This is a genomic window from Brevundimonas sp. D3-1P, assembly GCF_055809335.1.
Genome location: NZ_CM147908.1, coordinates 279221 through 303362, shown reverse-complemented (window position 1 = coordinate 303362; position 24142 = coordinate 279221). Strand labels below are relative to the sequence as shown.

Genomic DNA, 24142 nt, shown 5'->3' with positions numbered 1-24142 from the left:
GCCTTCGTATTGCAGGCTGAGTCGTGCCCACACCTGCAAACCCGAAAATCTATCACATCGTCCACGTGGACAGGCTGGCTTCGATCGTCGCCAGCCGGATGCTGTTGTGCGACGCGGCCATCGCCGCCCAGGCCGTCCCGGGAACCACGATTGGCATGAACACCATCAAGCAGCGCCGACTTCGGGAGCTCCGGTTGCAGAATCACCCAGATCTGCACGTGGGCGACTGCACGCCGTTCTATTTTTGTTCTCGCTCCGTCATGCTCTATCTGATATACGCTCGTAGCCACGACCTCGCTTACCAGGGCGGCCAAGAGCCCATCGTGCACCTTGAAGCAGACTTGCGAGCGACCGTTGCGTGGGCAGAAGCGAATAATCGCCGCTGGGCGTTCACCCTGTCGAATGCGGGCGCCTATTACTTCGAGGATCGTGTGAACCTGAACCAGCTCGACGAGATCAACTGGAATTCGGTTCAGACCCGACAATGGGCCGGCGCGCCGAAGGAGGGCAAGCAGGCCGAGTTCCTGCTCGAGCACAGCTTCCCCTGGCATCTGGTCGAGCGTGTGGGCGTCTTTTCAAACGCCTACGTACAACCCGTTTCTGACGCCATGGGGCCTGGGGGCCATCGTCCCCCCATCGAAATCCGGCGCGACTGGTACTATGGGGGAGCGGCATGATCGAATTCACCACAGGCGACATTCTTCAGGCCGACGCCGAGGCGCTGGTCAATACGGTCAACTGCGTCGGCGTCATGGGCCGCGGCATCGCCCTGCAATTCAAGAACCGCTTTCCGGAAAACTTCAAAGCCTATGCCGCAGCCTGCGCCAGCGAGGCGGTGCAGCCCGGACGAATGTTCGTCCATGAGACCCGCAGCCTCACCAATCCCCGGTTCGTCATCAACTTCCCGACGAAGCGTCACTGGAAGGGCAAGAGCCGGATCGAGGACATCGAGTCCGGCCTCAAGGCCCTGGTCGATGAAATCCGTGAACGCGACATCCGCTCGATCGCCATTCCGCCGCTCGGCGCCGGGCTCGGCGGCCTGGACTGGGCCGACGTCCGCCCCCTGATCGTCGCGGCCATGGCCCCCCTCGAGGATGTCCGCGTCCTGGTCTTTGAACCCATGACTGCGCCTGTGCCCACCAGGTCACGCGATATCCCCGCGATCACCCCGGGCCGGGCTGCGCTCGTAGTTTTGGTCAACCGTTACCTCAGCGGCCTGCTGGATCCGTTCGTGACCCTGATCGAGCTGCAGAAGCTCATGTACTTCATGCAGGAAGCCGGACAGCCGCTCCGCCTGAACTACGTCAAGCATCACTACGGGCCCTACGCCGACAACCTGCGGCACGTCCTGGTCAAGATCGAAGGCCATATGGTCTCCGGATACCATGACGGCGGCGACGCTCCGGACAGGCAGCTTGAACTTGTTCCAGGCGCGGTGAAGGACGCCGAGGCCTTCCTCGCCGACGACCTGGAGACGAAACAGCGTTTCGACAGGGTCGGAAACCTGGTCGAAGGCTTCGAAACTCCCTTCGGGCTGGAGCTTCTGGCGACGGTCCACTGGGTCGCGACCCGGGAAGAGGCGAGGTCCTCAGACGAGGTTCGCGCAAGGGTCTACGCATGGAACGAGCGCAAGAAGCAGTTCTCTCCGCGCCAGATCGAGATCGCCCTCACTGCCCTCGGCTCCAAGGGCTGGTTGAGCGCGACCGTCCAGTAGACTGCGCCCCTGCGTCGAAGCGCGATGTTAGCGCCGTGCGTCGCGCCCAACCGCCGAAACGCGCAGACATGACCGTACAGCCAAGCTTATAGTCATGCGCTCGCCGGGATTCCGACCTTTTCCCGAACGGCATGATCCGGCGGCGGCCCGCAAACTGTCGCCGGATCGCTTCCCCTTCCAACTGACGGCGCACAGCTACCAGCGGATTTTAACGCGCCCAGCCGTGGCCGACCATCCGAAGTTTAAAGAAACAATCGCATGAGCCGCTTTCTTATTCCGTTGAGCGAATACAACCGGATTTACCAAGTGACCCATGGCGTAAGCCAAACCTTCGGCGGAGCGGAAAAGGGCTGTATCTTCTTTGCCTGTTGCGGGGCGCTGATCCTGAATAAGCACTACAAGATCAAAGCATCGGCGGTCGCCGGCGCTTTCGCACTCTGCGTCAACGACACGCCGGAAGTCGCCTTTTTCGGTGAGAACCAAGGCGGGCGCATCGTGGTTTCACTGAAAGGTTTTCACATGTGGGTCCAGACTGAGACCCATCTGATTGACTTCATGGCTCCCATCTTCCCTGAATCTGAAGCGCCCCGGGTTTTCCGGAGGCTCCGATTTATGAGAAGGAGCTTTCGTTATGAGTAGAACCCGGAACAAGTTTTCACCTGAGATCCGCGATCGTGCAGTGCGTATGGTTGGCGAACATCGCGCCGATTACGGTTCGGAGTGGGAGGCGATGTCTTCGATTGCCGCCAAGATTGGCTGTACGGCCGAGACGCTGCGCCGCTGGTGCCGCGAGGAGGCGAGCCGACGAGCGGGGCCAGCGGCGCTTGCCGCTGATGAGAAGGCCAGGATCAAGCTGCTCGAGCGCGAGGTAAAGGAGCTGCGGCGCGCGAACGAGATCCTGCGCAAGGCATCGGCGTATTTTGCGCTGGCGGAGCTCGACCGCCGCGAGAGGTGATGATGTCGTTCATCGACGCGCATCGCGAGGACTTGGGTATCGAGCCGATCTGCCGCGAACTGGCGATCGCCCCGTCCTCCTATCGTGAACATGCTGCCCGTCTGGCCGACCCCGCCAGGCGTTCAGCACGTGCCCGGCGCGATGACGACATGCGCGAGCATATCAAGCGCGTGCACGAGAACAGCTTTGGCCTCTACGGCGCGCGCAAGGTCTGGCATCAACTGCGCCGCGAGGGTATTTCGATTGCCAAGTGCACGGTGGAACGATTGATGCGCAGCATGGGCCTGGCCGGTATCCGGAGGGGCAAGAGGACCGTCACCACGGTCAGCAATCCCAAGGCTCCGTGCCCGCTAGACAAGGTCAACCGGGAGTTCCGTGTCGCCCGGCCCAACGCCTTGTGGGTGGTGGATTTCACGTACGTGCAGACCTGGGCAGGTTTCGTTTACGTGGCCTTCGTGATCGACGCCTATGCGCGGCGTATTGTGGGTTGGAAGGTCAGCACCTCGGCGACCGCAGGGTTCGTTCTGGATGCCCTCGAGCAGGCCATTCATGCACGTCGCCCTAGACCTGAGGATGGCCTGATCCACCACAGTGACAGGGGCGTTCAATACCTTGCCATGAACTACACCCAGCGCCTTGCCGAAGCCAACCTGGTTCCTTCAGTCGGCAGTGTCGGGGACTCTTACGACAACGCTTTGGCCGAAACAATCAATGGTCTCTACAAGGCAGAGGTAATCTGGCACCAGCGCTCCTGGCCGAGTGCATCGGCCGTCGAAATGGCCACCTTGCGCTGGGTCCACTGGTACAACGAGCATCGCCTCTTCGGTCCCATCGGCTACATTCCGCCCGCCGAGGCAGAGGCAAATTACTATGCAGCCATCGAGACCCTCGATATGGCTGCCTGAGCCAAACCGGATAGCCTCCGGAAAACCCGGGGCGCTTCAATCCTTTGTGGACCAGAAGCTCAGCGTGCCCCGAAAAATGTTGCAACGCTCCATGTCGTCGGAAGCTTCGAGCCTGGACGCCGTGAACACGCCCGGTGACTTCTACACCATACCGGATCTCGAACTGACAAACGTCCTGCTCGACAAGTTCCTGGATCGACCGGCGATGCGAGACCTCCTGAACATCGTCGACACTTGGCACGGTGCCCGGCGAAAACCCCAATTGCCGTCGATCACCATGGGCGACAGCGCTGGTGATACCCATAGGCTCACGCTACCGCGCACGACGGCTTGCGGCTCATGGTGATCAAACACCCAGGACACGCCGACGCACGAGCGCCCTTGGGAACTGCTCAACCTGTTGGAAAGACGCCGCCCGAAGCAGACACTTCTGACGACGCGTCGCTCAACAAGCGAATGTTCGCAGACCGGGACTTGTCGCCTCGCATCTCTCAGAACATCACCGACGCCCTAATGTCTCGCGTCATCTTGCCGGGCCTCGCCGCCTTGCCCACTCATGAAAACATCCCCAAGCAAGGGGCCGCGTCTCAAGAGCAGTTTCTTGAATGGTCAGCAATGCACTTCGACAACGCTACGGCCGGCGAGGCGCGTCGGGCGTTCGCACTGACCTTGGCCGCGACCTTCGAACGTCATCTTCGCCGATGGATGTTTCGACACAAGACGCCGAAAGCTGGCAAGATGACCTTCGATGCGCTTTTGGCGGCAGGCCTCGAACGGATCCCCAAAGAAACAGACTACAGCTTCATTGCAGCCACCCTTTCAGAACTCGTTCTGGTCGGTAATGTGCTTCGCCACGGCAACGGTCGTTCGGTCACCGCCCTACGTCACCAGTCTCCGGATCTATGGCACGATACGCCTGAGGAAGACCATCCGTGGCTCGAAGACACTTATCTTCATGCCGAACTGATGCGCGTCGATGAAGAACGCATCCGTCGATACGGCAACGCCATCGTACAATTCTGGGGCGCGGCTGATGAACTTACGGGCACGATCAACGCCCCCCGCTACTGACCGTCCGCGCTAGAGAAACCAGCTCGCAAGCCTCAGGTCAGGTCTGCATCTCTCGCAAGTTCAGCGATCCGCTCCGCGCTAACCGTCTCCACAAGGTCGCGAAGGCGTACGACGGCATCCAGCTGCAGAGCCAGATCCTCGGCCTCGACATCATACTGGTCGGAATAGCGCGCCTCCACATAGGCGCGTTTCAGCAGTTCGAAGCGGCGGCGGTCGGCGCGCTGTTCCCTCGGCCAAGCGGCGGTCAGGCGCTTGTCGGTGTCCTCCGCGAGGGAGCGGAGGAACTTGATGTTGTGAGAGCGCGGGAAATAGAAGGTGTGGGTCAGCAGGAAGCAGGCATAGGCGGTCTCGGTCGCCTGATGCAGAAGGAAGGCAGCCCTCTTGCGAACGTGCTGCCCCTCCCCCGCGTTGGCGATATACCGCCCAGCGTCGTCGATCCACAGGTCCACATCCTTGATCCTGGCATCAAAGTAGCGCTGCGCAGCCTCCCGCGCCTCAGCCGCCGTCATCGGCTGCGGCTGGGCGAACGGATGCCCCGGCAACTCATAGAGCGTCACCCCGTCGCGCAGGATGTCGGTCCAGAAATACTCGCCCCGAGTCAGGGCCTGGTTCACCTCGGCCATGGTGTGAACGACGATGTTGACCGTACGCCCCACGGCGGGATCGCGTAGGATCTTGTCCTCGGCCACGTACCAGTAGTCGGCGATGTCGGTCAGCTTCTCGTGGCTGACAATCACCAGCAGATCGAAGTCGGACAGATAGCCGTTGTCGGGTTCATCGACCCAGTCGTTGCGGGCGTAGGATCCGAACAGGATGACCTTCAGCACCCGACCGTCGCGCCGCCAGGACTGGGTGCCCCCTCCCCCGCTTTTGATCGCGGCCTCGAACTCGGTCAGCAGGGTCGTGCGGACGCGCTCCAGCTCGCGCTGCTGTTTGGCTGGAAGATGATCCAGGTCAGCGCGCATGGGACCGCCCGCCCTGGATCCGCAGGGTCGCTGGAGAGATCATCATGCCTGCCGGTTTCGTTCGCATCCGCGCCCCAAATCACTTCCGCAAAAAGCCTACCCCGCCTGCTCGCCAAGCGCCACAATAAGGGAGTGTCCGCCGGACAGTTGAGAACACGAGAGCTCGTGCGCCGACGCCTTTAGCTTGCGCCTGTACATAACGCCGGCCAGCCGGGGACGCCGGACTGTCGCCGGTCCGGCGGCGGGAGGCAAGTGCTCCGCCTTGTTCAGGTCAGGCTAGCGACGAGATAGACCTGTTCGACCGTCAAGGCGCTGGTCGATCCCGGCGCCAGGATCAGCTCCTCCGGCGCCGTCAGTTCGAGCCAGCGCAGACCCGCCCGGCGGCAGGACCACGGTCTGGCGAGCATGATAGGTCCCCACGGCCGGCCCCAGCGCTGTCGTCAACATGGAGAAGGCACCGTCCCTGACCACGCCAGCGATCCAGAAGTCGGGCAGGCCTGCCACAGCGGATCCGTGAACCCATAGAAGCCGTCGGCCGGATATGGCACCGCGTCGGCCGCGCGAAAAAACGTGCTTCAGACCGGAAGTTGAAGACCGTCGGCCATTCGGCCCGCACTCCCCTGTATGATGACCGGCGCCCGGTCGCAGACCCGATAGTACTTGGGCTCAGGGTTAGGTATGCAATCCGGTGCCTCCAGCCTGCGCCCCGCCTCGACGAAAAGCGCAAACAACTGATCGGCCGGAACATACAGTGGGTAGTTGTTGTACCGGCCGCACCCTCAACCTGGATACAAGACGGACCCGCGGTGGGCTTGGTCAGCAGCCACTAAGAGTCGGGTTTTGCAGCATCATGACGTCGCCGATGCGCCAGTACCTGTCATTGATGGCAAGCCTAGAAGTTGACCTTCAAAACTGCCCCAAATCCGTCTTCGGGTCTGACTGACAACGACGTGCAGCTTGGCGACATGCCGCAACATCACTCCGGTCCAACCGCCCGCTATAAGGTCCACAAGTTCGACAGCATCTGTATCGACCACGAAATCTAACATCGCTTCACCAAGCGAACGCTGTGGAACCATTCCACTCAACCAGTCGCTAGGATCGCACTTCGCATGCGCTCCAGAGCTTCCTGCAGAACAGCGCGCGGGCACGCAAGATTGAGACGCACGTGCCCCTCGCCATTGTCCACGAACATCTCGCCGCCCTCTAGGATGACGCCAGCGCGTTCGAGGAAGAAACGGGTGAGGTTCATAGGTTCAGGCAAATATGCCCCGACATTCATCCATGCGAGATAAGTTGCTTCCGGGACGTCCAGTCTGGCTTTCGGCAGATACTGTCGGACGAAATTCGTCGCTAACGCAAAATTTCCATCCAGATAGACGCGCAAGTCCTCAAGCCATCTCTCTCCGCCGCGATAAGAGCCGATGGCAGCAGCAAGGCTGATCGGATTGACTAAAGGCGAATGTAGATCCTTCCACACCGCGCGCAGGTCGGGATCAGGAATAATGATAGTGGCGATCATCATCCCGGCGAGATTGAAGGTCTTGCTTACTGCCATACAGGTGATGATGTCGCGGCTATCGGGAAAGAGCTTGGCCAGCGGCGTATGATTGAGCCCCGTGCGCAACAGGTCGCAATGTATTTCGTCCGACACGATCTTGACGCCATGGGCGAAGCAAATTTCCCCCATGCGCCGCAGTTCCACTTCGCTCCACAACCGTCCGGTAGGGTTATGCGGATGGCAGAGGAAGAAGACCTTGACTGCAGGATCGGACGCTTTCACTTCGAAATCCGCAAAATTGACTTCGTAGCGGCCGTTATCGTTGATGAGCGGCGATGTCACGAATGTGCGTCCACTCTTGGTGGTTGCGTGCTTGAAGTATCCGTAAGAAGGACTGAGCGTCAGAACCTTGTCATCAGGCCCGCACACATAGCCAACGAGGCCGAATAACGCTGGGATGACGCCAAGCGACAGAACCATCTGCTCGCGAGGAAAAATCCAGCCATACCGACGGTCGCACCACCTGCTGAACACATCATAAAGCTGGTCATCGAAATTCATCGTGTAGCCGAAGATCGAATGTTTCAGACGATCGGCCATGGCGTCAAGCGCCGCCGGCGGGGCAGCGAATTGCATATCTGCCACCCACATATTGATGATGTCCTCCCTTGGGCGATCAAGGGTCAACGATGCGGAGTCGGCTCCAAAGAGATAGCCTTCATACCCTTCAACTGCGACGGCATTGGTTTCGTGGCGGGGGATCAGGCGATCGAAATCGTGCTGCATCTACAGTCTGCCCGGGATTGGCGACCAGCCAAACAGGTCGCAGATCAGTGAATTGACAGAACTGTACACCAATCTGCATTGAAAATCCTGCCTGTCATCCAAATCTGCGGCGTTTCGTTGGCGGAATCTGTCAGGTATTTCCGATATGGACGAGATTGATTCCAAGATCATCATCGAACCGCAACGAGATGGACGCCTAACAAATCAAGAACTGAGCGAGCGAGTAAATTCATCTCCGTCCCCATGCCATCGACGCGTGCGCATCTTGGAAGATACGGGCGTGATCAAGGTTATGGTGCACGCGTAAGCCATCGGGCGCTTGGCATGTCGATCATCGCTGCACCTCCGCCCTCAACGACGAGAGTGAATCAGCAGGGAGCCCTCATGCCACCGGACATTGGCGTCGCCCTCTCAAGAAGACATGCGCGGAAGCGCCTGAAGCCCAGTCGCTTCCGGCCGCGTTTCACTGACGCAGACGCCGAACCGTAAGTTCCAGCACGACGTCGTTGCGTTGAACGCGAAGCGCCACCTCAGATCCGCACGACTTGCCAGCCAAGGCATCTGACATCGTTCTGACTGGGCTGTCCAGGCCGACCAGATTCGTTTCATCGACCTGTATCAAAATGTCGCCCGACTTCAGACCAATGGCTTGAGCGACACCATCCGGCGCAACCTGAAACACTCTCGCCCCAGCCGCGGCATCTTCCACCCCCACGCCGAGCGGACAGGAAGGCGCGGCGAGCGCGGGCGTCCAGCTCGGCAGGACATCTGCACGGCGCGCCAGCGCCGCCATTCGGTCGAGCTCCATATCCCCCACGCGCATGGTCGCTACGGCGATGAACCCGCGGGACATGACTTCCATATCTTCTCCCGGCGTCGCTTCCGAAATGCCGAGTGGCTTCAACGTCCATGTTTCCCACTCGCCGGACTGACCGTCTTTTTCGGCGACGGCATCAACGAACCGGTTGGCGCGCGGCGCCAGAACGGCCCCTTTCACCTGATCCAGAGGCAACTCCGGAAAGGATACGGTGACATAGTCCGGGGCCTGAAGCTCGCTGACGATCGGGGCTCTGACCAGATCGACGACCCAGTCGGCCGCCGCGCGATGGTGTGCGACAGGCCGGGACGGGACGCCTGAAACGGCCACGGCCCGCAACCCGATGGCCGCCGCTGTGCGCGCCGCTCCGACCGTGCCCGACCCAATCCAGGATTCCCCGGCGTTGGCGCCGCCGTTCATGCCAGAGACGACCAGCGTCGGCGGCCGGTCGCGCATCGGTCCGGTGACGGCGAACACGACGCTGTCCGCCGGAGAACCGTCCACGGCATAGGCCCGGATACGAGGCCCCATGATTACCGACTTCACACGAAACACGCCCTCGCCGGTCGCAGGCGCGTAGTTGGTGAAGCCGCTGCGGTTTTCCGCCGGCGCCGCAACCCAGACTTCCGCTCCGGCATCGGCGAAGGCTTCGGCGAGCGCGACGAGACGGCCGTCTTCAATTCCATTGTCATTGGTGATCAGAATCCGCGCCGGCGTCTCGGACGGTTGCATCCGTGCCTGCACGCCCGACGACCAGAACGTCAGCAGCGCGCCGCAGGCCATGAAGACCGCCCATTTCTTCGACCGTAGATCATGACGGCTTGAGCCGTGTAGCCTTGGTCGCGTATCGCCCCATGCATGAGTGCAGGACGTGACGACTGCGGGGAATTTCGAACGGGACATGAAACAGGCTCTCTTGAACAAGACGAAGCGACGCCTTCCCGCCCTGACCGCGCTCCGCCAAGCCGTGAGTGACCAGCGGCGGGGATTTCGGGATCAGCGGCGGTTCCCCTTGTGGCTGTCAGCCTTCCTGGTGGTCGGCGTCGTCTCGGCATTCACCCTGATCAACACTCTGACGATGCAGGCGGACCGCCCCCAGACGCCGGCATGGGAGATCTGGACCTGGTCCATTACCAGCGCGATCTTCACCCTGGGCCTGATCTGGATTCCCTGGATCGCCGCCCGACTGGCCTCACCGGGCCAGACGCCTTGGCTGGCCCTCATCGCGATCCACCTCGCGGTCGGCGTGGTCTATTCGGGTCTTCACGTGGCCGGTTTCGTTGCCGCTCGAAACCTTGTCTACGCCTTGGCTGGCGAGACCTATGGCCTCGGTCCGCTGCTGGAGGACTTTCCCTATGAGCTTCGAAAGGACCTGCTGACCTACGGCAGCACCGTCGCACTCTTCTGGCTGACCCGAAAAGATCCCGCGCCCGCGAACCAAAACCACTCCCCGACCCTGTTCGACATCAAGGACGGCAAGCGAATCACGCGGATCGAAGTTGCAAGTCTGCTCGCCGTGCGCGGAGCCGGAAACTATGTAGAATTCCTCCTCGAGAACGGCAGCCGCCCCCTGATGCGCGTCACCCTGGTCGCCTTGCAAAAGGAACTGGGCCTGGTTCGAGTTCATCGCTCCTGGCTGTTGAATCCGTCCTGCGTCACAGGCCTTAGCCCCGACGGCTCGGGCGACTGGACAGTCCAACTTGGAAGTCTCCAGGTTCCGCTGTCGCGCCGATACGCCGCAGCACTCGACGCTCTTCGCGCTGCTAGTTCGTAACGCCTAAGGCCCCTTAGCTCAAACGAACGTATGGACGGTCGGAGTTGCGCCAGTTGCGGTCTTTGGCCTCGTGCTGGAAACCTGACATTCGGCGGAGCCCCCTTCACCGTCCTCGGGTGAAGAATTCTACCGGGACGGTCAGGGTGATGCGTTCGCCGGGCGTCTCGGCGGGCGGCGGGGGTAGCGGCTGGGCGCGCTGGAGGAGGGCCAGGGCCTCGCGGTCAAGGGCGGCGTGGCCTGAGCTGTGCTCCAGGGCGGCGGACAGCACCCGGCCCTGGCGGTCCATGGTGAAGCGGACATGGGCCACGCCCTGAAGACGCCGCGCGCGAGCTTCGGCTGGATACCGCTTGCGCCGTTCCAGATGGGCCAGAAGCCGGCCCTGCCAGGTCTGGGCCGACGACGAGGCCGAGGCGGCGGGCGGCGCCGGACGGCTCGGCGGGGCCGTGGTTTCGGGCGCGGGCGGGGTCTCCGCCGCGGCTTCCTGGCGCGGCGTGGGCGGCGGGGCTGACAAGGGCTCGACGTCGGCGACGGCCGCGACCTGAAGGCGGGGCTGGATGGGAAGCTTGGGCACGGGTTGCTGGGCGGCAGCCTCGACCTGGGTCGGGCCGGGCGGCTGCTCGGACGGCGGGCGAGGCGGCGCCTGCAGGCGCACCAGCTCGACCTCGAACACCGGCTCGGGCGGCAGGACGACCGACGGGCGCGAGGCCCACAGCCCACCCGCCACGATCAGAGGCGCGACGTGCAGCAAGACCGAGGCCGCGACGCCCGCGCCCCATCGGCCTCCCTGGCGGGACCGACTTCTGCCCCGAACTTCGGCGGCGCGGGGCGCCGCAGAGGACTTCAGATCAAACGCCATCTCGCCCTCCCGGTGACGGGCGCGACACGACGAAGAGCGCGCAGGCCGCCATGACGAGCGCCACGGCCAGACCCAGCCAGAGACCCGGTCGGACCGTCAGCCAGAACAGGCCGTAGCCGACCGCCATGCCCAGACAGGCGGCGATCTTGCCCCGGCGCGACACCGCCCCCTCGGCCCGCCAGGCGCGCAGGCCCGGTCCGAACCGGGGATGGTTCAGCAGCCAGGCCTCCAGCCGGGACGACGACCGCGTGAAGCAGGCCGCCGCCAGGATCAGGAAGATGGTCGTCGGCATCAGCGGCACGAAGGCGCCGACAAAGCCCAGCCCGACAAGGACCAGACCGAGGACCAGCCACCCTGCGCGTACGGATCGCCGGCCCATGGTCATCGTCCCGATTCCAGCCTCAGCGAAGGGCGGCATTGGCCAGGGCCTGCACCCGCGCGAAGGCGGCCCTGGCCCCGGCGACGGCGCGAGCTTCCTCCTCGGGTGTCAGGACGGCGGCGTCCAGCGCGGCGGTGAAGGCGCGCCAGTGGGCGGCGGGCCCGCCGCCGGACGGCGCCAGATGCCGCGCGCCGTGGCTGTCGGACAGGCCCAGCTTGGCCGCCTCCTTGCGCAACAGGGCCGCGCCCAGGTTCGAGCCCTCGGCCACGTAGAGCCAGCCCAGGGCCGTCGCGACGTCCGCCGGCTGATCCCGCAGGAAGACCGGCGCCGTCTCGACCTTAGGCGTCGCCAGACCCAGATCCGCCAGATCAGCCGCGATCAGAGCCATGCGCCGACGCTCGGCCAGTCCCGGCAGCAGGGCGATCAGGGCGGCGTCGTCATAGAGGGCGTCGATGTCGCGGTGGAAGGTCCACTGCACCCCGGCGAACCGGCCATAGCCCTCCAGACTGTCGAACGACGAGGCCTCCATGATCGACTTGTCCAGCCGGTCATGAACCTCGTGCGTCATCGCCTTCAGCCGTTTGGACCGGGGCAGATCAAGCGTGTCCGTCATCAATGAAACTCCTGCTGAAATGCGGTTCAGAAGCGATAGCTGAGGCCAACGCGGACCATGTGCAGATCCGCATCCGAACGAACCTTGCGACCCTCCACGATGTTGACGGTGCCTGGGCCGGATTTTGAAACGCGCACGCGCTCTCCGGTCACTGGGTCACGGACAAAGCCGTTGAACGCATAGGCCAGACCCACGCCGGCGCGTGCGTCCTCATACTCAAACGTCTCACGCCCAAAGTTGGCATAGTTGTATTCGGCGCGCAGCGACCAGCGGTCGTTGAGGGCACGCTCGGCGCCAACGCCCAGCACGGCGCCGGTCCGGACATGGCGGTCCTGCTCGGTGAAATAGTGTTCAAGAGGCAGGCCGCCCGGCGAATAGCTGCTGATGCCGAAATCAGTTCGGCTTGTGGGCGGCGTCGAGCGGTACTGGCGACGCGTCTGGGTTTCGTTCATCCAGCCCACGCCTGCGGTTCCGTAGACTAGGTTCCGCCCGAAGGCGTAGCCCAGCTTACCGTGCAGCGTGACCAGCCGATCCCACTTGTATCGGGTGTCCGATTCCAGGATGCCCGCCGCACGAAGGGACGCCACGCTGGGGCTTTCGCCCGAAGTGGATGAGACAACCACCCCGGACCAGGCCGCCAGGTCTCCCGTCGAGATGTCGCTGCCCAGGCCCACGACGACATTGTTGGCGAACTGATAATTATAGCCCGCGCGCGCGCCGCCGATGAAGTTACGGATCTTCTCGTCAACGCGGCTTCCGTTGTCGATATCAGCAGCCTTGCCAGCCGTATCGGTCACGCTGCCCTGGGTGCTGCCGGAGCCGTAGCCGAAGTCCAGTCCGACATAGGGGCCGGTCCAGTCGACAGTCTCGGCATCACCTGCATCGCTGAACCAGTCGCCGATCGACAGACCGCCGCGCGAGCCCAGGGTCTGGGACAGGCCGATGCGGAATGTGCGGCCGGGCGCCGGGATGAAGCCCAGACTCATCGGCTCCGTATAATAACGGTCCGTCAGATTATCGACGCTCCAGTTGATCGAAAGCCCATCATCCACCTTGAAGCTGCCAGTCAGGTCGACCAGCGTATAGGGGCGCCATTCAACAGCGGTGATCAGGGGCAGGTAACCGACCGTCGGCTTCTCGGCGCCGATGGAGCGTTCGCCCATATAGGTCACGCGAGCGCCGATTGTCGCCCGATCATTCAGGAACTTCTGATTGACCGACAGATTGGCCGACCAATCGGGCGGGATGTAGTTGGTGGCGTAGTCCGAGGCCAGCGAACTGGCGATGCAGCTTTCGCCCGGACGACAGAAGCGGATGCTGTCGTACCAGGTGACCCCGGCGTCCAGGCTGAAGCCGCCCGACTTGTATCTGAGATTGCCTTCCAGCCCCCGGAACTGCGCCCGGTCGATGTTGTACATCTGCATCGAGCCGAGCTGCAGGATGTAGCGACGCGAAATATAGCTATCGATGTCGTTGTCGAACCAGACCAGCTTCAGCCCCAGCTCGTCGTCAGGTTTCAGAACATCGTAGCGGATGTAATTGGCGCCGATCTCCCAGTTGCTCGCCGTTTCCTTGTGCAGATCGGGATTGGCCACCATGAAGAAGTTGGTCGTCGCCTCCAGCAGCGAGGGCAAACGCGACGCATGCTTGTAGTTGGCGAACAGTTGCAAGCCGTCCATCGGCGTCGCCACCGCGCCCAGCGACCAGTTGAAGGCGTCCTCGTCGCGTTTCAGACGATCGCCGTGGTGCACCGTGCCGGACTGGCTGTCTTCCAGCGTGTAGTTCTGATAGCGCACGCCTGCGGTCAGGCGCAGCCATGACGTCGGGTCCAGCGCCGTATCCGCGAACAGGCTGTACTCGCTGCGGACGCCTTCACGCCCCGGCGGAATAGCCGTTCCGGCAGCCCATTCACCGTCAGGCCCCGCCTTCTCATGCAGATAGGAAACGCCGTAGTCCGCCGAGAACAGGCCGATGGGCGTCGTCAATCTGGAGGCATTGCCAACGTCGGCGCCCCAGCTGTCGACATAACGGCGCGCCGGATCGGAGTTGTAGAATGAAGGCGCGCTTTCCTTCAGCCTGGACACCCAGCCGTTCAGCTTCAGATCAATCAGGTCGCTGCCCGGGTTCCAGCGGTGCCGCGCTGTGAAGCGATCCAGGTCCGTATTGGAGAAGATCGTGTTCTGGAACACCGCCCCCGTCGTGCTGGCGAGCGTCCCCGGATAGTTTTCGCCGAACGTGCTGCGATAGCCGCCGTAGCCCAGCTCAAGCACATGGTCCTGAGCCGGGCGGATCACGGCCTTCAGCAGCATGGACTCTGTCTCGCTGGAGGTGTTGTAAACCTCTTCGCCGCCTACGAACGGCGTCGAACCGTGCATGTTGTAGAAGGCGACCGCCCGTTCGCAGAGCTGGCGCAGCACGGTCTCGTTCGTGCCTGCCGCGCAGAAGGGCGAAGGCGTCCCGGTCGCCTTGGGCGCGTATTTGCCGCTCGCGCCGGCGAAATAGTTGCCGGTGTTGCGGTAGGAATAGCCTGCAAGCAGGTCCACCCTGTCGCTCTTGCGCGCGACAACCAGACTGGCCGAACCGCCGCCGGGCAGCAGGAAGCCGGGCCGTTCGCGTCCGCGCGTCGCGGCAAGCGGATCGCCGTAGAAGCTGAGCGGCTCAAGGAGGTTTCGCGTCATATTCGAGTTGGGCGTCGCGTTGTTGCCGGACAGCGAAGCCATGAAACGCACCGCCATGACATCGCCCTCGGGGACGATGTCATCGACGCCCAGAGTCTTCATCGACACCGATCCGCCGATCCCGCCCGCGATCGCATTGCCCATCGAAGGGCCCTTCTCGATGGCGACATGGCTGATGAAATCCGGGTCAACGAAGCTGCGATTGCTGGTGCCCTGATAGCCGCGATAGACGGTCGTTCCGTTGATCGCCCCATCAACCGTTACCGGCACCCGGCCCTGGCCCTGCATACCGCGAATATTGACGTCCAGGCCGCCGCTGCTGCGCGCCTCGCCTGAGATAATGCCGGTGGCCCCGCGCAGCATGTCGGCCGGAGCCTGCGCCGGATAGGCTTCCAGCTGGTCGCGGTTGATCACGCTGACCGATCCCGGCGTCACATAGACGGAATCGCCCGCTCCATCCCAGCCCGCAGCGCGTCCGTTGCCGGCTCCAGTTCCAGCGTCGGCGCCGCCGCCCTCGACCCGCACCGCGCCCAGTTGGATTACGCCCGGCTGCGCCTGTGGCGCGCGCTCAAGCGTGACGACGTTCCCGCTGATGCGATAGGTCAGACCGGTGCCGACCAGCAAACGGCCAAGGGCCTCTCTGGGGGTCATGACCCCTGCCGCCGATGTAGAAGCACGACCGATCGCCAGGGTTGCAGGCACGCTGACCTGCAGGTTCGCCTGACGGCCGAAGACCGCCAACGCAGAGGACAACGACTGGGCCGGAATATCGAAGCTGCGCTGTTCATCGCGCGCTTGGGCCGCAACAGGATCGGTCCAGGCCACGCCGGAGATCATCGTCGTCGCCAGCAATGCGCTCATCCACAGCGCGCGCCGCTTGGCTTGGCCCCCATCGGTCATCATCAATCGTCCTTCCGTCAAAATCACTCGATGAGGGATGCGATCGACCGATTTGCAAACGCGATGCAAATGCAGATGCCCTCACCTCATATCGACAGGCGGAGCGAGGATTTTTTCGCCAAATAATGAACCGCGCTCAGAGCGATAGCCATATTTGTCATATTTTACAGAGCGTTGATGAAAGAAAAACTTTTCGGGCCACTCAGCCGTCCGACAGAATCAGCAACCAGGGCGTGATCTGGGTGACGCGCCCGCCAGAGGCCTTGGTCAAGGCGCCCAGGGCCCCAGCCGTATCCTGCAAATCATAGATGCCCGTGACGCGCCGCCCGGCCAGCGCGCCGGGGCGCACCAGAATTATGCCGCGATGCCAGGGACGCAACGCGTCCACGACTTCGCTCACTGACCGATCCTGGACCGCGAGCCGTCCGTCACGCCAGGCCCCGATCAGTTCGGGCGGCGCCGTCCCGAGCAAAGCCTTCCCCGCTGGATCGACTGAGACATCCTGACCGGCGACGAGCCGTTCCGAGATGGTGCGGCCGGTCCTTGCGTCGTCGACCCGTACAATCCCGTGTCCGACCGCGACGCGGGTGGCGCCGTCGGTCAGCCCGACCTCGAAGGCCGTTCCGATGTCGGTCGTCTCGACATGGCGTGCGGCGACACGAAATGGCCGTGGATCATCCTGCACATCGAACCATGCCTGCCCTCGAAGCAGGCCGATCCGCCGCTCCGCCGAGGAATAGTCGATGCTGACGGCGGAGCCCGGCGACAGGCTGATGTGGCTTCCATCCTCCAGCGTCATCGTGCGCAGTTCGCCGGTCCCGGCGATCGCGTCGGCCTGCCAACGCAGAACGGCTTCAGGCGCAGCGAGGACGACGACGAGCGCTGCTGCGGCCGCAGACAGGAGCGCCGCGATAGGCGCCCGGCCCTTGCCAGAGGCGCGGCGCGCCTCGGATCTCGTTCCGGGCGTTGTTCGACGTCTGCGAGCGCCAGGGATCAAAACGATCGAAGCGGCGTCATGTCGGCCACGCAGCCTCGACCAGTGTTCGGAATGGACCGGGCTGACCTCGCCTAACCCCTCATAGATCCTGGCGCTCTCTACCCAAGCCCTGGCGTTGGCCGGGGCGGCGGCGCGCCATTGGTCGAAACGCGCCCGCGCCTCGAGATCCTCCGGCGCCTCCTGCAGAGCAATGATCCAGTCCAGGGCTTCCGCGTCGGCGCGCTTCCGATCAGGGTCAGACGCTTCAGTCATCCCAGTCTCCTCCCCCGGCTTGCGTCAAAACAGATTGTCCCTGTCGCCCGGACTTCACAGGCGTCATTTGATACCGACTGTCGAGCCGTCGCTTTTTTCGGATAATTCTCCCCCGACCTCACCACGGGTCACCGCAGCCGCGAACGGCAATGGGCCACGCCTGTGACGACCAACTCATGCGCGACCGTAACGGACACACCCAGTTCGGCGGCGATCTCCCGCAGCTTCGCTCCGCCGAACCGGTGCATTTCAACCGCGATCCGGACGCGCTCGGGCAAATCGGCAAGGGCGGCCTCCAGCCGGGTCAGTTCATCGCGCGAAAGGGCGATCTGTTCCGGCGTGGGCTGGGCGGCGGCCAGCCCGTCGAGTGCGGCCTGACCATCCGGAGCGAAAACCTCGCCGTCCCGGCGCGACCGCCATAGCCGATCTATCGCCAGATTGCGGACGATCCGCGCGAGATAGCCGCGGGGGCTCGCCAGATGCTGCTTCTTGGCCATCTCGCCAAGACGCAGATAGGCTTCCTGCACCACGTCTTCCGCATGATCCCGGTTGCCCGTGATCCGACTCGCATAGCGGATGAGGTTGCGGCGCTGGCCTTCAAACTCTTCGTGCTGAAGCCTGGTCCGCCCCACGTGGATCGCCTTATGCGCAGCGCCCTTCCCCAAGACGACGCCTGAACCGACACCCGCAATAACTTGCGAATGATTTGCAATCATTAGCCGTCACGCTGGAGCGCCGCAAGAGCGAGCGTGGCCATAAACCCCTTTTCGAACACCGAACGGCACACGACGTTGAGAATCTGATGGTTGGTTCGACGCCGAAAAACTGCCTTTCCGGCAGCAGTTCTATTTCTATCCGCCCGCGCTCGCTTTGACCTTCGTCGGCAGGGCTAGCTTAACCGCGCACGCTATGGCATGGCGGTTTTATCTAACAGGGGCATTCCAATGCTAAACTTTCCAAGAGTTTTCGTCGCTTGCGCGGCTCTAACTCTGTGCGCGACCTTCGCCCTTCCTCCGGCTGCCTTGGCTCAGACCTCGTCTTCCTCAACGGCGTCAGATCACGGGCCGGTTTTGAAACGTCGGGTGGCTGTCGGGCGGTTCACCAACAGCACGCCATATGGGCGCCTTCTGCTAAGCCCCGGCCAAGCTGACCCAATCGCCGCCCAGGCCAGCGACATGCTGACCAATGCTCTCGTCGGCTCCGGGCACTTCTTCGTTTTCGAGCGAGGCGACCTGGAGGCGCTGAACGCAGAACGCGCCATGTCCGCTACGGACACCGCTAATCTGGTCGGCGTAGACGCCCTCCTGCTAGGCTCGATCACCCAATTGGGGCGCCGCAATGAGGGCAAGAAGGGCTTTCTCAACTCGCAGCGCCGCCAGGCCGTCAACGCCACGGTCGAAATCCGCCTCGTCGATGTGCGCACAGGTCAAGTTTTCTTCACTGCTACGGGCGCAGGCGAAGCGACAACCGAAACGGGCGAAGTTGCGGGTTTCGGCACACGCGCCGGCTATGATTCCACACTGAACGACCGCGCGATCGCCGCTGCGATCGCCGACACGATGACGAGCGTCATCAACCAGCTTCAGCAACGGGCCTGGTTCACCGACATCCTGCGGGTTTCCGGCGACACAGTTTTCGTCAGCGGCGGCCAAAGCCAGGGCTTGCGGATCGGTGATCGTTTCCAGGTCGAAACACCCGGCGAGGTGATTGTAAGCGGCCAGTCCGGTCTGCCTATCACCCTGCCGGGATCTCGCATCGCTGAGATCGAACTGACGGGCTTCTTTGGCTCCACGCCCGAAACCGAAGGATCAACCGCGCGCCTTGTCGGGGGAAGCCTGCCCGCCGACACCAAGGGGCTGCGCGTGATGGAGAACCGATAATGAAAGCTCTCGACGACGAAGGTCTGTCGGACGCCGGCCTGGTTCACCAAGCCGACGCCTCGCGTTTCGCCTCCCTGTTCGGTTGCGACACGGTGATGTTCGTCGAGATCAAGAAGTGGGAGTCTCAATACGTAGTCATCTCGACCTCGACCAATGTCGAGTTCGACTACACGCTCAAGAGCTGCCGTACAGGGCAAACCCTGTGGTCGAGTTCCCAGGCCATGTCCTACAGCCCGCAGGCCACAAGCTCCGGCAATCCGCTCGCCGACCTGCTCGCCCAGGCCATCATCTCGGCGATCGAAAAGGCCAAGCCAAACTACATCCCTCTGACCCAGCAGGCGAACTTGGTCGCCACTCATACGCTGGGACAGGGCCTTCCAGCCGGCCCCTACCTGCCCGCGCAATACGGAAGCGATCAGAAGCAGTTTCCTGACTGATCATAAGGCCGCCGTAAAAAGCGGCGGCCTTGCCATCTTGCCTCCGCCTCCAGGCGAGACCCTCCACACCTGCTTCAGAAATGCGCCAAAAGCAGCCCTCCAGAGCGCCCCTACAATTCCAAATGTCGCCCCTTCATCGCAACCGCCAACGCCCCCCCCAGGGATCCCGGCTTCAGCATCACCCCTTGCCCAACCGCCAATGACGGAGTTCCAACCTTCAGCCGTCCATAGTGCTCAATCTCCTGGGCATCCCGCACCACGACGAATGGCGCCGCCCCAGCCTCATCATGGAACCCCGTCTTCACCACCACGCCCGTCACCCGCTCAACTCCCAGAACCCGCACTTCCCGAGCGCCCTCGAGCCGACGCTGGTTCATCGTCCTGATAATATCTCGGCGCGCCTGAAGCGTCCGAAGCTTGACCTCCATTTCAGGATCAAGCCGGTATCGTCGCCCGGCCCGCACGGCCAGCCCTAGCCCCTCCAGATGCCGGAGCCGCCCGCGGGTCAGGGCCGCCCATGCGTCGCTGGCCCCCACCCCGTCTGCGACCGTCCCATCCGCATCCGCCGCATCCAGCAGCCGCCGGTCCATGCCCGTGAACCGATCCGCCTGGGTCTCCTTCCAGACCCTCCGCTCGGCCTCCATGCGCGACAGGTCGCCCAAGCGTTCCTGTGCAACCTCCTGGGCCCGCGCCCGGAAACCGTAACCGATGTAGTCGCGAGGAATGACCAGATCCCGTCCATCTCCCCGTCGCCCCCGCACCAGGACATGGGCGTGCGACTGGTCGGTGTCGTAGTGGCAGGTCGCGATCCAGCGCAGATTACGCTCGCCCAGATCCGCCGCCACCCGATCCATCACCGCACGCATATAGTCCCTGAGATCACTGATCCGATCCCCATGCTCCGGTGAGATGATGAAGCGAAAATGATGGCGGTCCCCGCTCCAGCCCCGTGCCTCCTGTGACGCATCCACGCTGTCGTCCATCCGATCGAAGAAATCCGGACGGGCCCCATCGGCGCCGGCGCCCGAGCGCCCGAGATAGGCGACATGCGCAGCCAGCGCCCCGCCCCTGACGGCGGCCCTTCCGACATGCTTCGACACCAGCGCCTTCACGATGACCCGCTGACGGACATCCATGCGGAAGCCTCTGCCCGATCGTCGCTGCGCCGCCTTGAGAACGCCTGAACGATCCCCGAGGGAGAACGAACGCGATGTCGCCAACCGCTGAAACATGCCGATGCGGACGGAAGCACGATCGGCCTTCAGGGACAGAGGAAGACGCACCTTGACGCCCTCGGCGTCCTGCACCGCGCCGAGGGACAGCCGGGTCTCGATGGCCTCACGAATGAGCATCTCGCACCTCTCGAAAGCGCCGCCTGAACCGCCCGGAAAGGGCAACTCTCCACAAGTCACCCATTGCCCGGCATTCACGGGCTAACCTACCTAAAGAATAGACGAAACAGGACCAGGCAACCCCCTCCTTTTATCTTGCCCTGAGCCCCATTTCCCAGATTTCCTGACATCGACTTCACAGGTCGCCGCACCTGACCAAACCCCCGCAAACACGGCCCGTTATGCTTTCGCCAATCTAATCGCTGTCAGCCATCCGCCCCAAATGACATGAAGAAACCCGCTCGGCCGAAGCCGAGCGGGTCAGACCCGACGCCGGAGCGCCGAGGTTCCTCAATGCGGTCGCGACCTCACCGCCAGATGCCGGAGGCCCTGCCCCATCGCCTTCTGCCCCAGGTTGAGGGCCGGGCCGAATGGACGTCCGACCTCCGCCCGTGAACCGTCGAGCGAACCCGCAAGCGTCAGGCAGCAGACCGGCTCGAGGGCGATGAGCTCGTCGTTGGCTTTGAAGGGGGCCGCCTTGCCGTTGGCGTCGAAGTCCGCGCGCGCGAGGATCAGCGTCACTCCCTTCTGCTGGGCCCATCGGATGGCCAGCTTCTCCGCGCCTTTCGCCCCGGTCGTGGCGAGCGCCATGTCCGGCCACTCCGCCAGCGCCCAGTTCAGGGCGTCGAAGATGCGCGCCGCATCCTCGGCCGTGTCCGCCGTCGGCGCTCCCCGAAAGGCCACAACCGATCCAGCATGATGCGCCTCGTCAGCTCGCCGCTCGCGTAGCGCCCGGATGGCCGCAAAGACCGAAATCGACAGATCCGGGCGTCCCGTAGGGCCAGCGGCACTGACCTCGTCTCACGGACAGGACGGTGGCCTCCGGCCGTTCCGGCGCCGCAGGCGATGAAACTTGAGACGCCGGACGCGACGGCGCGACCTGTTGAAACCGCCGCTTAGGAAAAGCTGAAGCGCCGCGCGGTCGCGAAGGCGGACGGGCAGGCGCCGCCCGGACCAGGCCAAGACGATGGACCTTGCCCAGGACGGCGCAGCGCGAAATCTCGGGCCCAAGCCGGTCGGCGATGGCGGCGGCGGTCCGGCCTTCGCCCCACAGGGCGATCAGCCGGCGTATTCGTTCAACGGTCCAGACGGATGCGGACATGACGGTTCTCCGGTCACGGGTCCGATCGACCCGCCCGTCCCCGCCCTTCCTTCGCCTTTCAGACCAAAGGCCCGACGCCTCGGCGCCGGGCCTCGAGCCGCTTCGACAAGCCTGGACCGGACCGGCCGCCGGACGTCAGAATGGAATGTCGTCGTCCAGGATCGCCGGGCCCTGGGCCGCGCCCGCCGCCGGCTCCGTCGCATCATCGCGATTTCGCCGGTTCTTCAGACGCATGTCCGCCACAACCACCCTCAGGTCGTAGTGTTCGACACCATCCTTCCCGGTCCAGCTGTCATTCTCGACATGACCCTGGATCACCACCCGGCTGCCCTTGCGGGCATAGGGGGCGATGTAGTTCTCGGTCGTGTTTTCATTGAAGCAGACGCAGTTGAAGCCGGTCGTCCGCTCGCCTGCCTCGCCGTCGGAACGGCGATAGCGCGTGGTCTCCAGCACGCGGAAGCTGGCGCGCTTGCGCCCCGATCCCTGGGCCAAAAGAATGGACGGGTCAGCGGCCAGATAGCCTTCAATGACAAGGGTTTGCATGATCAGTCTCCGGGAATGAATGAGGTTAGAGGGTTCAGGCCGCGGCCTGTTCGTCATCGATCTCAGCCGCCGGCGACGCATCCGCCTCCCGGTCGACCGCCCAGTCGAGGACCGTCAACCGATTGACGACCAGCTCCTTGGCCGCCCGCTCGGTCCCGTCCCGCGCCGTATAGGCGGTGTCGACGAAGGCGCCGACGACGACCGCCTCGCAGCCCCTGGCCAGGGCCCGGGCGATGACCTTCTCATTGAGGCCTTTCGACCAGCTGACACAGTTGACGCCGACGATCCTGTCCTTGCCGTCGAGGCCCACGCCGCGTTTCTCAAGCAACCGGAACACCGCCTTGGCGAAGTCCGGGCTGATCTGGGGATCGGCCGCCAGGCGGCCGGTGAACACCATGGTCTGCATTCTCAGTCTCCTTGATCGAGAGGCCCGGAAACCTTCTTCCCGGATCGCCTCACCCTCTTCTTCCCTCCGCTTCCGCCCGCAGGCGGCTCCGCCGAACACCGCCGACGAAACCGCCCTTGCGGTTACGCCGCCGCGCCGCGCAGGGCCGCCTCTCCCTTAGGCGTGACGATGAAGACGCCCCGGCCCGAGGCTTCATCAGCGCCGTCGATCTCTTCGCCATCCGCAGCCCCGGACGAAGGCTCGCCGGACCCGTCGCCGGCCGCGTCCGCGTCTTCATACGTTGATGTCGCCGCATCGGCCGGTTCAAAAGCGCCGTCGGCCTCGCTCTCGGCCTCGCCCGCCCAGGACAGGCAGGCGGGCGTCCAGCGCCGGGCCGCCGCCTGCTCCTCGGTCCAGGCGACCAGGTCGCCCTTCCGCATCCGCGCCGGCGCTTCGGTCTCCGCCCCCATGCCCTCGAGCATGGACAGCAGCTGTTCGCGCGAGTGCGGCCGCAGATAGGCCCCGTCCGGCGTCCACCAGCGCGAAAGGTCGGCGTCGCACAGGACGGCGATCTCGGCCGCCTCCGCACGGGCCGCCCGTCGCACATGGCCCGTGCGGGGCTCATGCAGGTCCAGGCTCAAAGCGGTCAGTTCGGCCATGAGACCGAACCGATCCTCCGTCTGGAGGGCGTGAACCCAGGCGATCACGGTCAGGCCGGAGGCCTCCCAGGCGCGTCGCCGCTCGTCCAGCCGAGCCTTCAGCATGCGGCCCATGGCGGCGATCACATCGGCGATGTGGACCGGCACAGCCGTATTGGTCAGGACCACGGCCGCAGCCTGCCGCGCCCTGTCCGTCTCGACGAAGACCTCGACAGGATGGTCGTCGTCGATGCGCCCTGCGTCACGCAGGAGGCGCAGGGCCAGAAGGCGCCGACGTCCGTCCAGCACCATATGGGCCGCCTCGCCGCGACGGCCCGGCCGGACGGTCGGATATTGCAGCAGGCCCGCGGCGGCCACGGTTTCGGCCAGTTGCGGGATGTCGTCGTCCGGGGCTTCGCCGTAGCGAAGGTTTTCCGGCGCGACCTCAAGGTCGCCCAGTCGGACGACCAGAGGAATGCGCGAGGGCTCGGCGGCAGGGCCGCAAGGCGCCGCTGCAGCGGCTGAAGATCGGGAACAGGACATGAGACTTCTCCAGCCGGTCGGCCAGGTCCATCCCGACCGTTCCGGCGCTCCTCCACGCCC

General features: G+C 63.8%; 26 protein-coding genes and 1 other annotated feature. Of the genes, 10 read left to right on the top strand and 16 right to left on the bottom strand.

The annotated features are described in order from the left end of the window. Positions 1 to 23 precede the first annotated feature (23 nt). The 6 genes from darT (at position 24) to AC0L6G_RS01510 (ending at position 4645) form a co-directional block, all read left to right on the top strand. On the top strand, positions 24 to 677 hold the full coding sequence (darT, locus tag AC0L6G_RS01535) for a type II toxin-antitoxin system toxin DNA ADP-ribosyl transferase DarT (protein WP_184273250.1): 654 nt from the start codon (positions 24 to 26) through the stop codon (positions 675 to 677). Then, a complete protein-coding gene (gene darG, locus AC0L6G_RS01530) occupies positions 674 to 1714 on the top strand; it encodes a type II toxin-antitoxin system antitoxin DNA ADP-ribosyl glycohydrolase DarG (RefSeq protein ID WP_312205157.1) in 1041 nt (346 codons plus the stop codon). Before darT ends, darG begins: the two co-directional genes overlap by 4 nt. A 258-nt stretch (positions 1715 to 1972) precedes the next feature. Continuing rightward, the gene (locus AC0L6G_RS01525) at positions 1973 to 2353 is read left to right on the top strand and encodes a DUF2026 family protein (RefSeq protein WP_473252745.1); all 381 of its coding nucleotides are present in this window, start codon (positions 1973 to 1975) and stop codon (positions 2351 to 2353) included. Further along, positions 2346 to 3574 (top strand): IS3 family transposase gene (locus tag AC0L6G_RS01520; RefSeq protein WP_278448215.1). Its coding sequence is split into 2 segments (ribosomal slippage): positions 2346 to 2634 and positions 2634 to 3574, totalling 1230 coding nucleotides; the frame shifts between segments, so codons are not numbered across the junction. The genes AC0L6G_RS01525 and AC0L6G_RS01520 overlap by 8 nt, the downstream gene beginning before the upstream one ends. Further along, positions 2627 to 2741: a sequence feature (AL1L pseudoknot), on the top strand. (Overlaps the previous gene by 115 nt.) 64 nt (positions 3575 to 3638) lie before the next feature. Next, positions 3639 to 3920: a DUF2026 family protein gene (locus tag AC0L6G_RS01515; protein WP_473252744.1), complete on the top strand. Its 282-nt coding sequence runs from the start codon at positions 3639 to 3641 to the stop codon at positions 3918 to 3920. Further along, positions 3914 to 4645 carry a hypothetical protein gene (locus AC0L6G_RS01510; RefSeq protein WP_312205158.1) on the top strand — a complete coding sequence of 244 codons (732 nt, stop codon included), beginning with the start codon at positions 3914 to 3916 and terminating at the stop codon, positions 4643 to 4645. The genes AC0L6G_RS01515 and AC0L6G_RS01510 overlap by 7 nt, the downstream gene beginning before the upstream one ends. 32 nt (positions 4646 to 4677) lie before the next feature. Here the strand turns inward: AC0L6G_RS01510 and AC0L6G_RS01505 are convergent, their stop codons facing one another. The 3 genes from AC0L6G_RS01505 to AC0L6G_RS01495 form a co-directional block, all read right to left on the bottom strand. After that, complete coding sequence (locus tag AC0L6G_RS01505) at positions 4678 to 5610, bottom strand: nucleotidyltransferase and HEPN domain-containing protein (RefSeq protein ID WP_184273241.1); 933 nt, start codon at positions 5608 to 5610, stop codon at positions 4678 to 4680. A gap of 266 nt (positions 5611 to 5876) precedes the next feature. Continuing rightward, on the bottom strand, positions 5877 to 6017 hold the full coding sequence (locus AC0L6G_RS01500) for a hypothetical protein (RefSeq protein ID WP_184273238.1): 141 nt from the start codon (positions 6015 to 6017) through the stop codon (positions 5877 to 5879). Between the two features lie 677 nt (positions 6018 to 6694). Then, complete coding sequence (locus tag AC0L6G_RS01495; RefSeq protein ID WP_184273235.1) at positions 6695 to 7897, bottom strand: MalY/PatB family protein; 1203 nt, start codon at positions 7895 to 7897, stop codon at positions 6695 to 6697. Positions 7898 to 8042: 145 nt separating this feature from the next. On the opposite strand from AC0L6G_RS01495, the gene AC0L6G_RS01490 reads away from it, so the two are divergent. Next, on the top strand, positions 8043 to 8204 hold the full coding sequence (locus AC0L6G_RS01490) for an Lrp/AsnC family transcriptional regulator (protein WP_260398553.1): 162 nt from the start codon (positions 8043 to 8045) through the stop codon (positions 8202 to 8204). Between the two features lie 156 nt (positions 8205 to 8360). On the opposite strand, the gene surE is transcribed toward AC0L6G_RS01490, so the two are convergent. After that, complete coding sequence (gene surE / locus AC0L6G_RS01485) at positions 8361 to 9497, bottom strand: 5'/3'-nucleotidase SurE (RefSeq protein WP_184273232.1); 1137 nt, start codon at positions 9495 to 9497, stop codon at positions 8361 to 8363. Between the two features lie 79 nt (positions 9498 to 9576). Here surE and AC0L6G_RS01480 point away from each other — a divergent pair, with 79 nt between their 5' ends. After that, positions 9577 to 10488: a LytTR family DNA-binding domain-containing protein gene (locus tag AC0L6G_RS01480; protein WP_184273229.1), complete on the top strand. Its 912-nt coding sequence runs from the start codon at positions 9577 to 9579 to the stop codon at positions 10486 to 10488. 103 nt (positions 10489 to 10591) lie between these two features. Here the strand turns inward: AC0L6G_RS01480 and AC0L6G_RS01475 are convergent, their stop codons facing one another. The 6 genes from AC0L6G_RS01475 to AC0L6G_RS01450 all read right to left on the bottom strand — a co-directional run bounded on the left by AC0L6G_RS01475 (position 10592) and on the right by AC0L6G_RS01450 (position 17795). Next, positions 10592 to 11344, bottom strand: a complete 753-nt coding sequence (locus AC0L6G_RS01475; RefSeq protein ID WP_184273226.1) for an energy transducer TonB family protein — start codon at positions 11342 to 11344, stop codon at positions 10592 to 10594. After that, positions 11334 to 11723 (bottom strand): YbaN family protein, encoded by a 390-nt coding sequence (locus AC0L6G_RS01470; protein ID WP_221415965.1) that lies wholly within the window; start codon positions 11721 to 11723, stop codon positions 11334 to 11336. The genes AC0L6G_RS01475 and AC0L6G_RS01470 overlap by 11 nt, the downstream gene beginning before the upstream one ends. A 22-nt stretch (positions 11724 to 11745) precedes the next feature. Further along, positions 11746 to 12336, bottom strand: coding sequence for a biliverdin-producing heme oxygenase (locus AC0L6G_RS01465; protein ID WP_184273220.1), 591 nt, complete (start codon positions 12334 to 12336; stop codon positions 11746 to 11748). A 26-nt stretch (positions 12337 to 12362) separates the two neighbouring features. Continuing rightward, a complete protein-coding gene (locus AC0L6G_RS01460; RefSeq protein ID WP_221434178.1) occupies positions 12363 to 15914 on the bottom strand; it encodes a TonB-dependent receptor domain-containing protein in 3552 nt (1183 codons plus the stop codon). 202 nt (positions 15915 to 16116) lie between these two features. Continuing rightward, complete coding sequence (locus AC0L6G_RS01455) at positions 16117 to 17163, bottom strand: FecR family protein (protein WP_184273213.1); 1047 nt, start codon at positions 17161 to 17163, stop codon at positions 16117 to 16119. 128 nt (positions 17164 to 17291) lie between these two features. Next, positions 17292 to 17795, bottom strand: a complete 504-nt coding sequence (locus AC0L6G_RS01450) for a sigma-70 family RNA polymerase sigma factor (protein ID WP_473252743.1) — start codon at positions 17793 to 17795, stop codon at positions 17292 to 17294. Between the two features lie 282 nt (positions 17796 to 18077). Here AC0L6G_RS01450 and AC0L6G_RS01445 point away from each other — a divergent pair, with 282 nt between their 5' ends. Continuing rightward, the gene (locus AC0L6G_RS01445; RefSeq protein WP_311769968.1) at positions 18078 to 19043 is read left to right on the top strand and encodes a CsgG/HfaB family protein; all 966 of its coding nucleotides are present in this window, start codon (positions 18078 to 18080) and stop codon (positions 19041 to 19043) included. Then, positions 19043 to 19480: a GNA1162 family protein gene (locus tag AC0L6G_RS01440; protein ID WP_473252742.1), complete on the top strand. Its 438-nt coding sequence runs from the start codon at positions 19043 to 19045 to the stop codon at positions 19478 to 19480. The genes AC0L6G_RS01445 and AC0L6G_RS01440 overlap by 1 nt, the downstream gene beginning before the upstream one ends. 110 nt (positions 19481 to 19590) lie before the next feature. On the opposite strand, the gene AC0L6G_RS01435 is transcribed toward AC0L6G_RS01440, so the two are convergent. The 6 genes from AC0L6G_RS01435 to AC0L6G_RS01410 form a co-directional block, all read right to left on the bottom strand. After that, positions 19591 to 20832: a DUF3363 domain-containing protein gene (locus AC0L6G_RS01435; RefSeq protein WP_184273354.1), complete on the bottom strand. Its 1242-nt coding sequence runs from the start codon at positions 20830 to 20832 to the stop codon at positions 19591 to 19593. 330 nt (positions 20833 to 21162) lie between these two features. Next, the gene (locus AC0L6G_RS01430) at positions 21163 to 21555 is read right to left on the bottom strand and encodes a DUF2493 domain-containing protein (RefSeq protein WP_312165565.1); all 393 of its coding nucleotides are present in this window, start codon (positions 21553 to 21555) and stop codon (positions 21163 to 21165) included. Between the two features lie 25 nt (positions 21556 to 21580). Then, positions 21581 to 21973 carry a GcrA family cell cycle regulator gene (locus AC0L6G_RS01425; protein WP_473252741.1) on the bottom strand — a complete coding sequence of 131 codons (393 nt, stop codon included), beginning with the start codon at positions 21971 to 21973 and terminating at the stop codon, positions 21581 to 21583. 135 nt (positions 21974 to 22108) lie between these two features. Next, a complete protein-coding gene (locus AC0L6G_RS01420) occupies positions 22109 to 22516 on the bottom strand; it encodes a single-stranded DNA-binding protein (protein ID WP_184273188.1) in 408 nt (135 codons plus the stop codon). 34 nt (positions 22517 to 22550) lie between these two features. Continuing rightward, the gene (locus AC0L6G_RS01415) at positions 22551 to 22922 is read right to left on the bottom strand and encodes a single-stranded DNA-binding protein (RefSeq protein ID WP_184273185.1); all 372 of its coding nucleotides are present in this window, start codon (positions 22920 to 22922) and stop codon (positions 22551 to 22553) included. A gap of 122 nt (positions 22923 to 23044) precedes the next feature. Then, on the bottom strand, positions 23045 to 24082 hold the full coding sequence (locus AC0L6G_RS01410; protein ID WP_473252740.1) for a ParB N-terminal domain-containing protein: 1038 nt from the start codon (positions 24080 to 24082) through the stop codon (positions 23045 to 23047). Positions 24083 to 24142: the final 60 nt, after the last annotated feature.

Coding starts and splice junctions, on each gene's coding strand:
- AC0L6G_RS01510 (WP_312205158.1), top strand. CDS start 3,914: ATGGTGATCAAACACCCAGGACACGCCGACGCACGAGCGCCCTTGGGA.
- surE (WP_184273232.1), bottom strand. CDS start 9,497: ATGGCCTGCGGCGCGCTGCTGACGTTCTGGTCGTCGGGCGTGCAGGCA.
- darG (WP_312205157.1), top strand. CDS start 674: ATGATCGAATTCACCACAGGCGACATTCTTCAGGCCGACGCCGAGGCG.
- AC0L6G_RS01505 (WP_184273241.1), bottom strand. CDS start 5,610: ATGCGCGCTGACCTGGATCATCTTCCAGCCAAACAGCAGCGCGAGCTG.
- AC0L6G_RS01525 (WP_473252745.1), top strand. CDS start 1,973: ATGAGCCGCTTTCTTATTCCGTTGAGCGAATACAACCGGATTTACCAA.
- AC0L6G_RS01410 (WP_473252740.1), bottom strand. CDS start 24,082: ATGTCCTGTTCCCGATCTTCAGCCGCTGCAGCGGCGCCTTGCGGCCCT.
- AC0L6G_RS01425 (WP_473252741.1), bottom strand. CDS start 21,973: ATGTCCGCATCCGTCTGGACCGTTGAACGAATACGCCGGCTGATCGCC.
- AC0L6G_RS01420 (WP_184273188.1), bottom strand. CDS start 22,516: ATGCAAACCCTTGTCATTGAAGGCTATCTGGCCGCTGACCCGTCCATT.
- AC0L6G_RS01490 (WP_260398553.1), top strand. CDS start 8,043: ATGGACGAGATTGATTCCAAGATCATCATCGAACCGCAACGAGATGGA.
- AC0L6G_RS01415 (WP_184273185.1), bottom strand. CDS start 22,922: ATGCAGACCATGGTGTTCACCGGCCGCCTGGCGGCCGATCCCCAGATC.
- AC0L6G_RS01460 (WP_221434178.1), bottom strand. CDS start 15,914: ATGACCGATGGGGGCCAAGCCAAGCGGCGCGCGCTGTGGATGAGCGCA.
- AC0L6G_RS01435 (WP_184273354.1), bottom strand. CDS start 20,832: ATGCTCATTCGTGAGGCCATCGAGACCCGGCTGTCCCTCGGCGCGGTG.
- AC0L6G_RS01465 (WP_184273220.1), bottom strand. CDS start 12,336: ATGACGGACACGCTTGATCTGCCCCGGTCCAAACGGCTGAAGGCGATG.
- AC0L6G_RS01500 (WP_184273238.1), bottom strand. CDS start 6,017: ATGCTCGCCAGACCGTGGTCCTGCCGCCGGGCGGGTCTGCGCTGGCTC.
- AC0L6G_RS01455 (WP_184273213.1), bottom strand. CDS start 17,163: ATGACTGAAGCGTCTGACCCTGATCGGAAGCGCGCCGACGCGGAAGCC.
- AC0L6G_RS01440 (WP_473252742.1), top strand. CDS start 19,043: ATGAAAGCTCTCGACGACGAAGGTCTGTCGGACGCCGGCCTGGTTCAC.
- AC0L6G_RS01470 (WP_221415965.1), bottom strand. CDS start 11,723: ATGGGCCGGCGATCCGTACGCGCAGGGTGGCTGGTCCTCGGTCTGGTC.
- AC0L6G_RS01495 (WP_184273235.1), bottom strand. CDS start 7,897: ATGCAGCACGATTTCGATCGCCTGATCCCCCGCCACGAAACCAATGCC.
- AC0L6G_RS01475 (WP_184273226.1), bottom strand. CDS start 11,344: ATGGCGTTTGATCTGAAGTCCTCTGCGGCGCCCCGCGCCGCCGAAGTT.
- AC0L6G_RS01445 (WP_311769968.1), top strand. CDS start 18,078: ATGGCGGTTTTATCTAACAGGGGCATTCCAATGCTAAACTTTCCAAGA.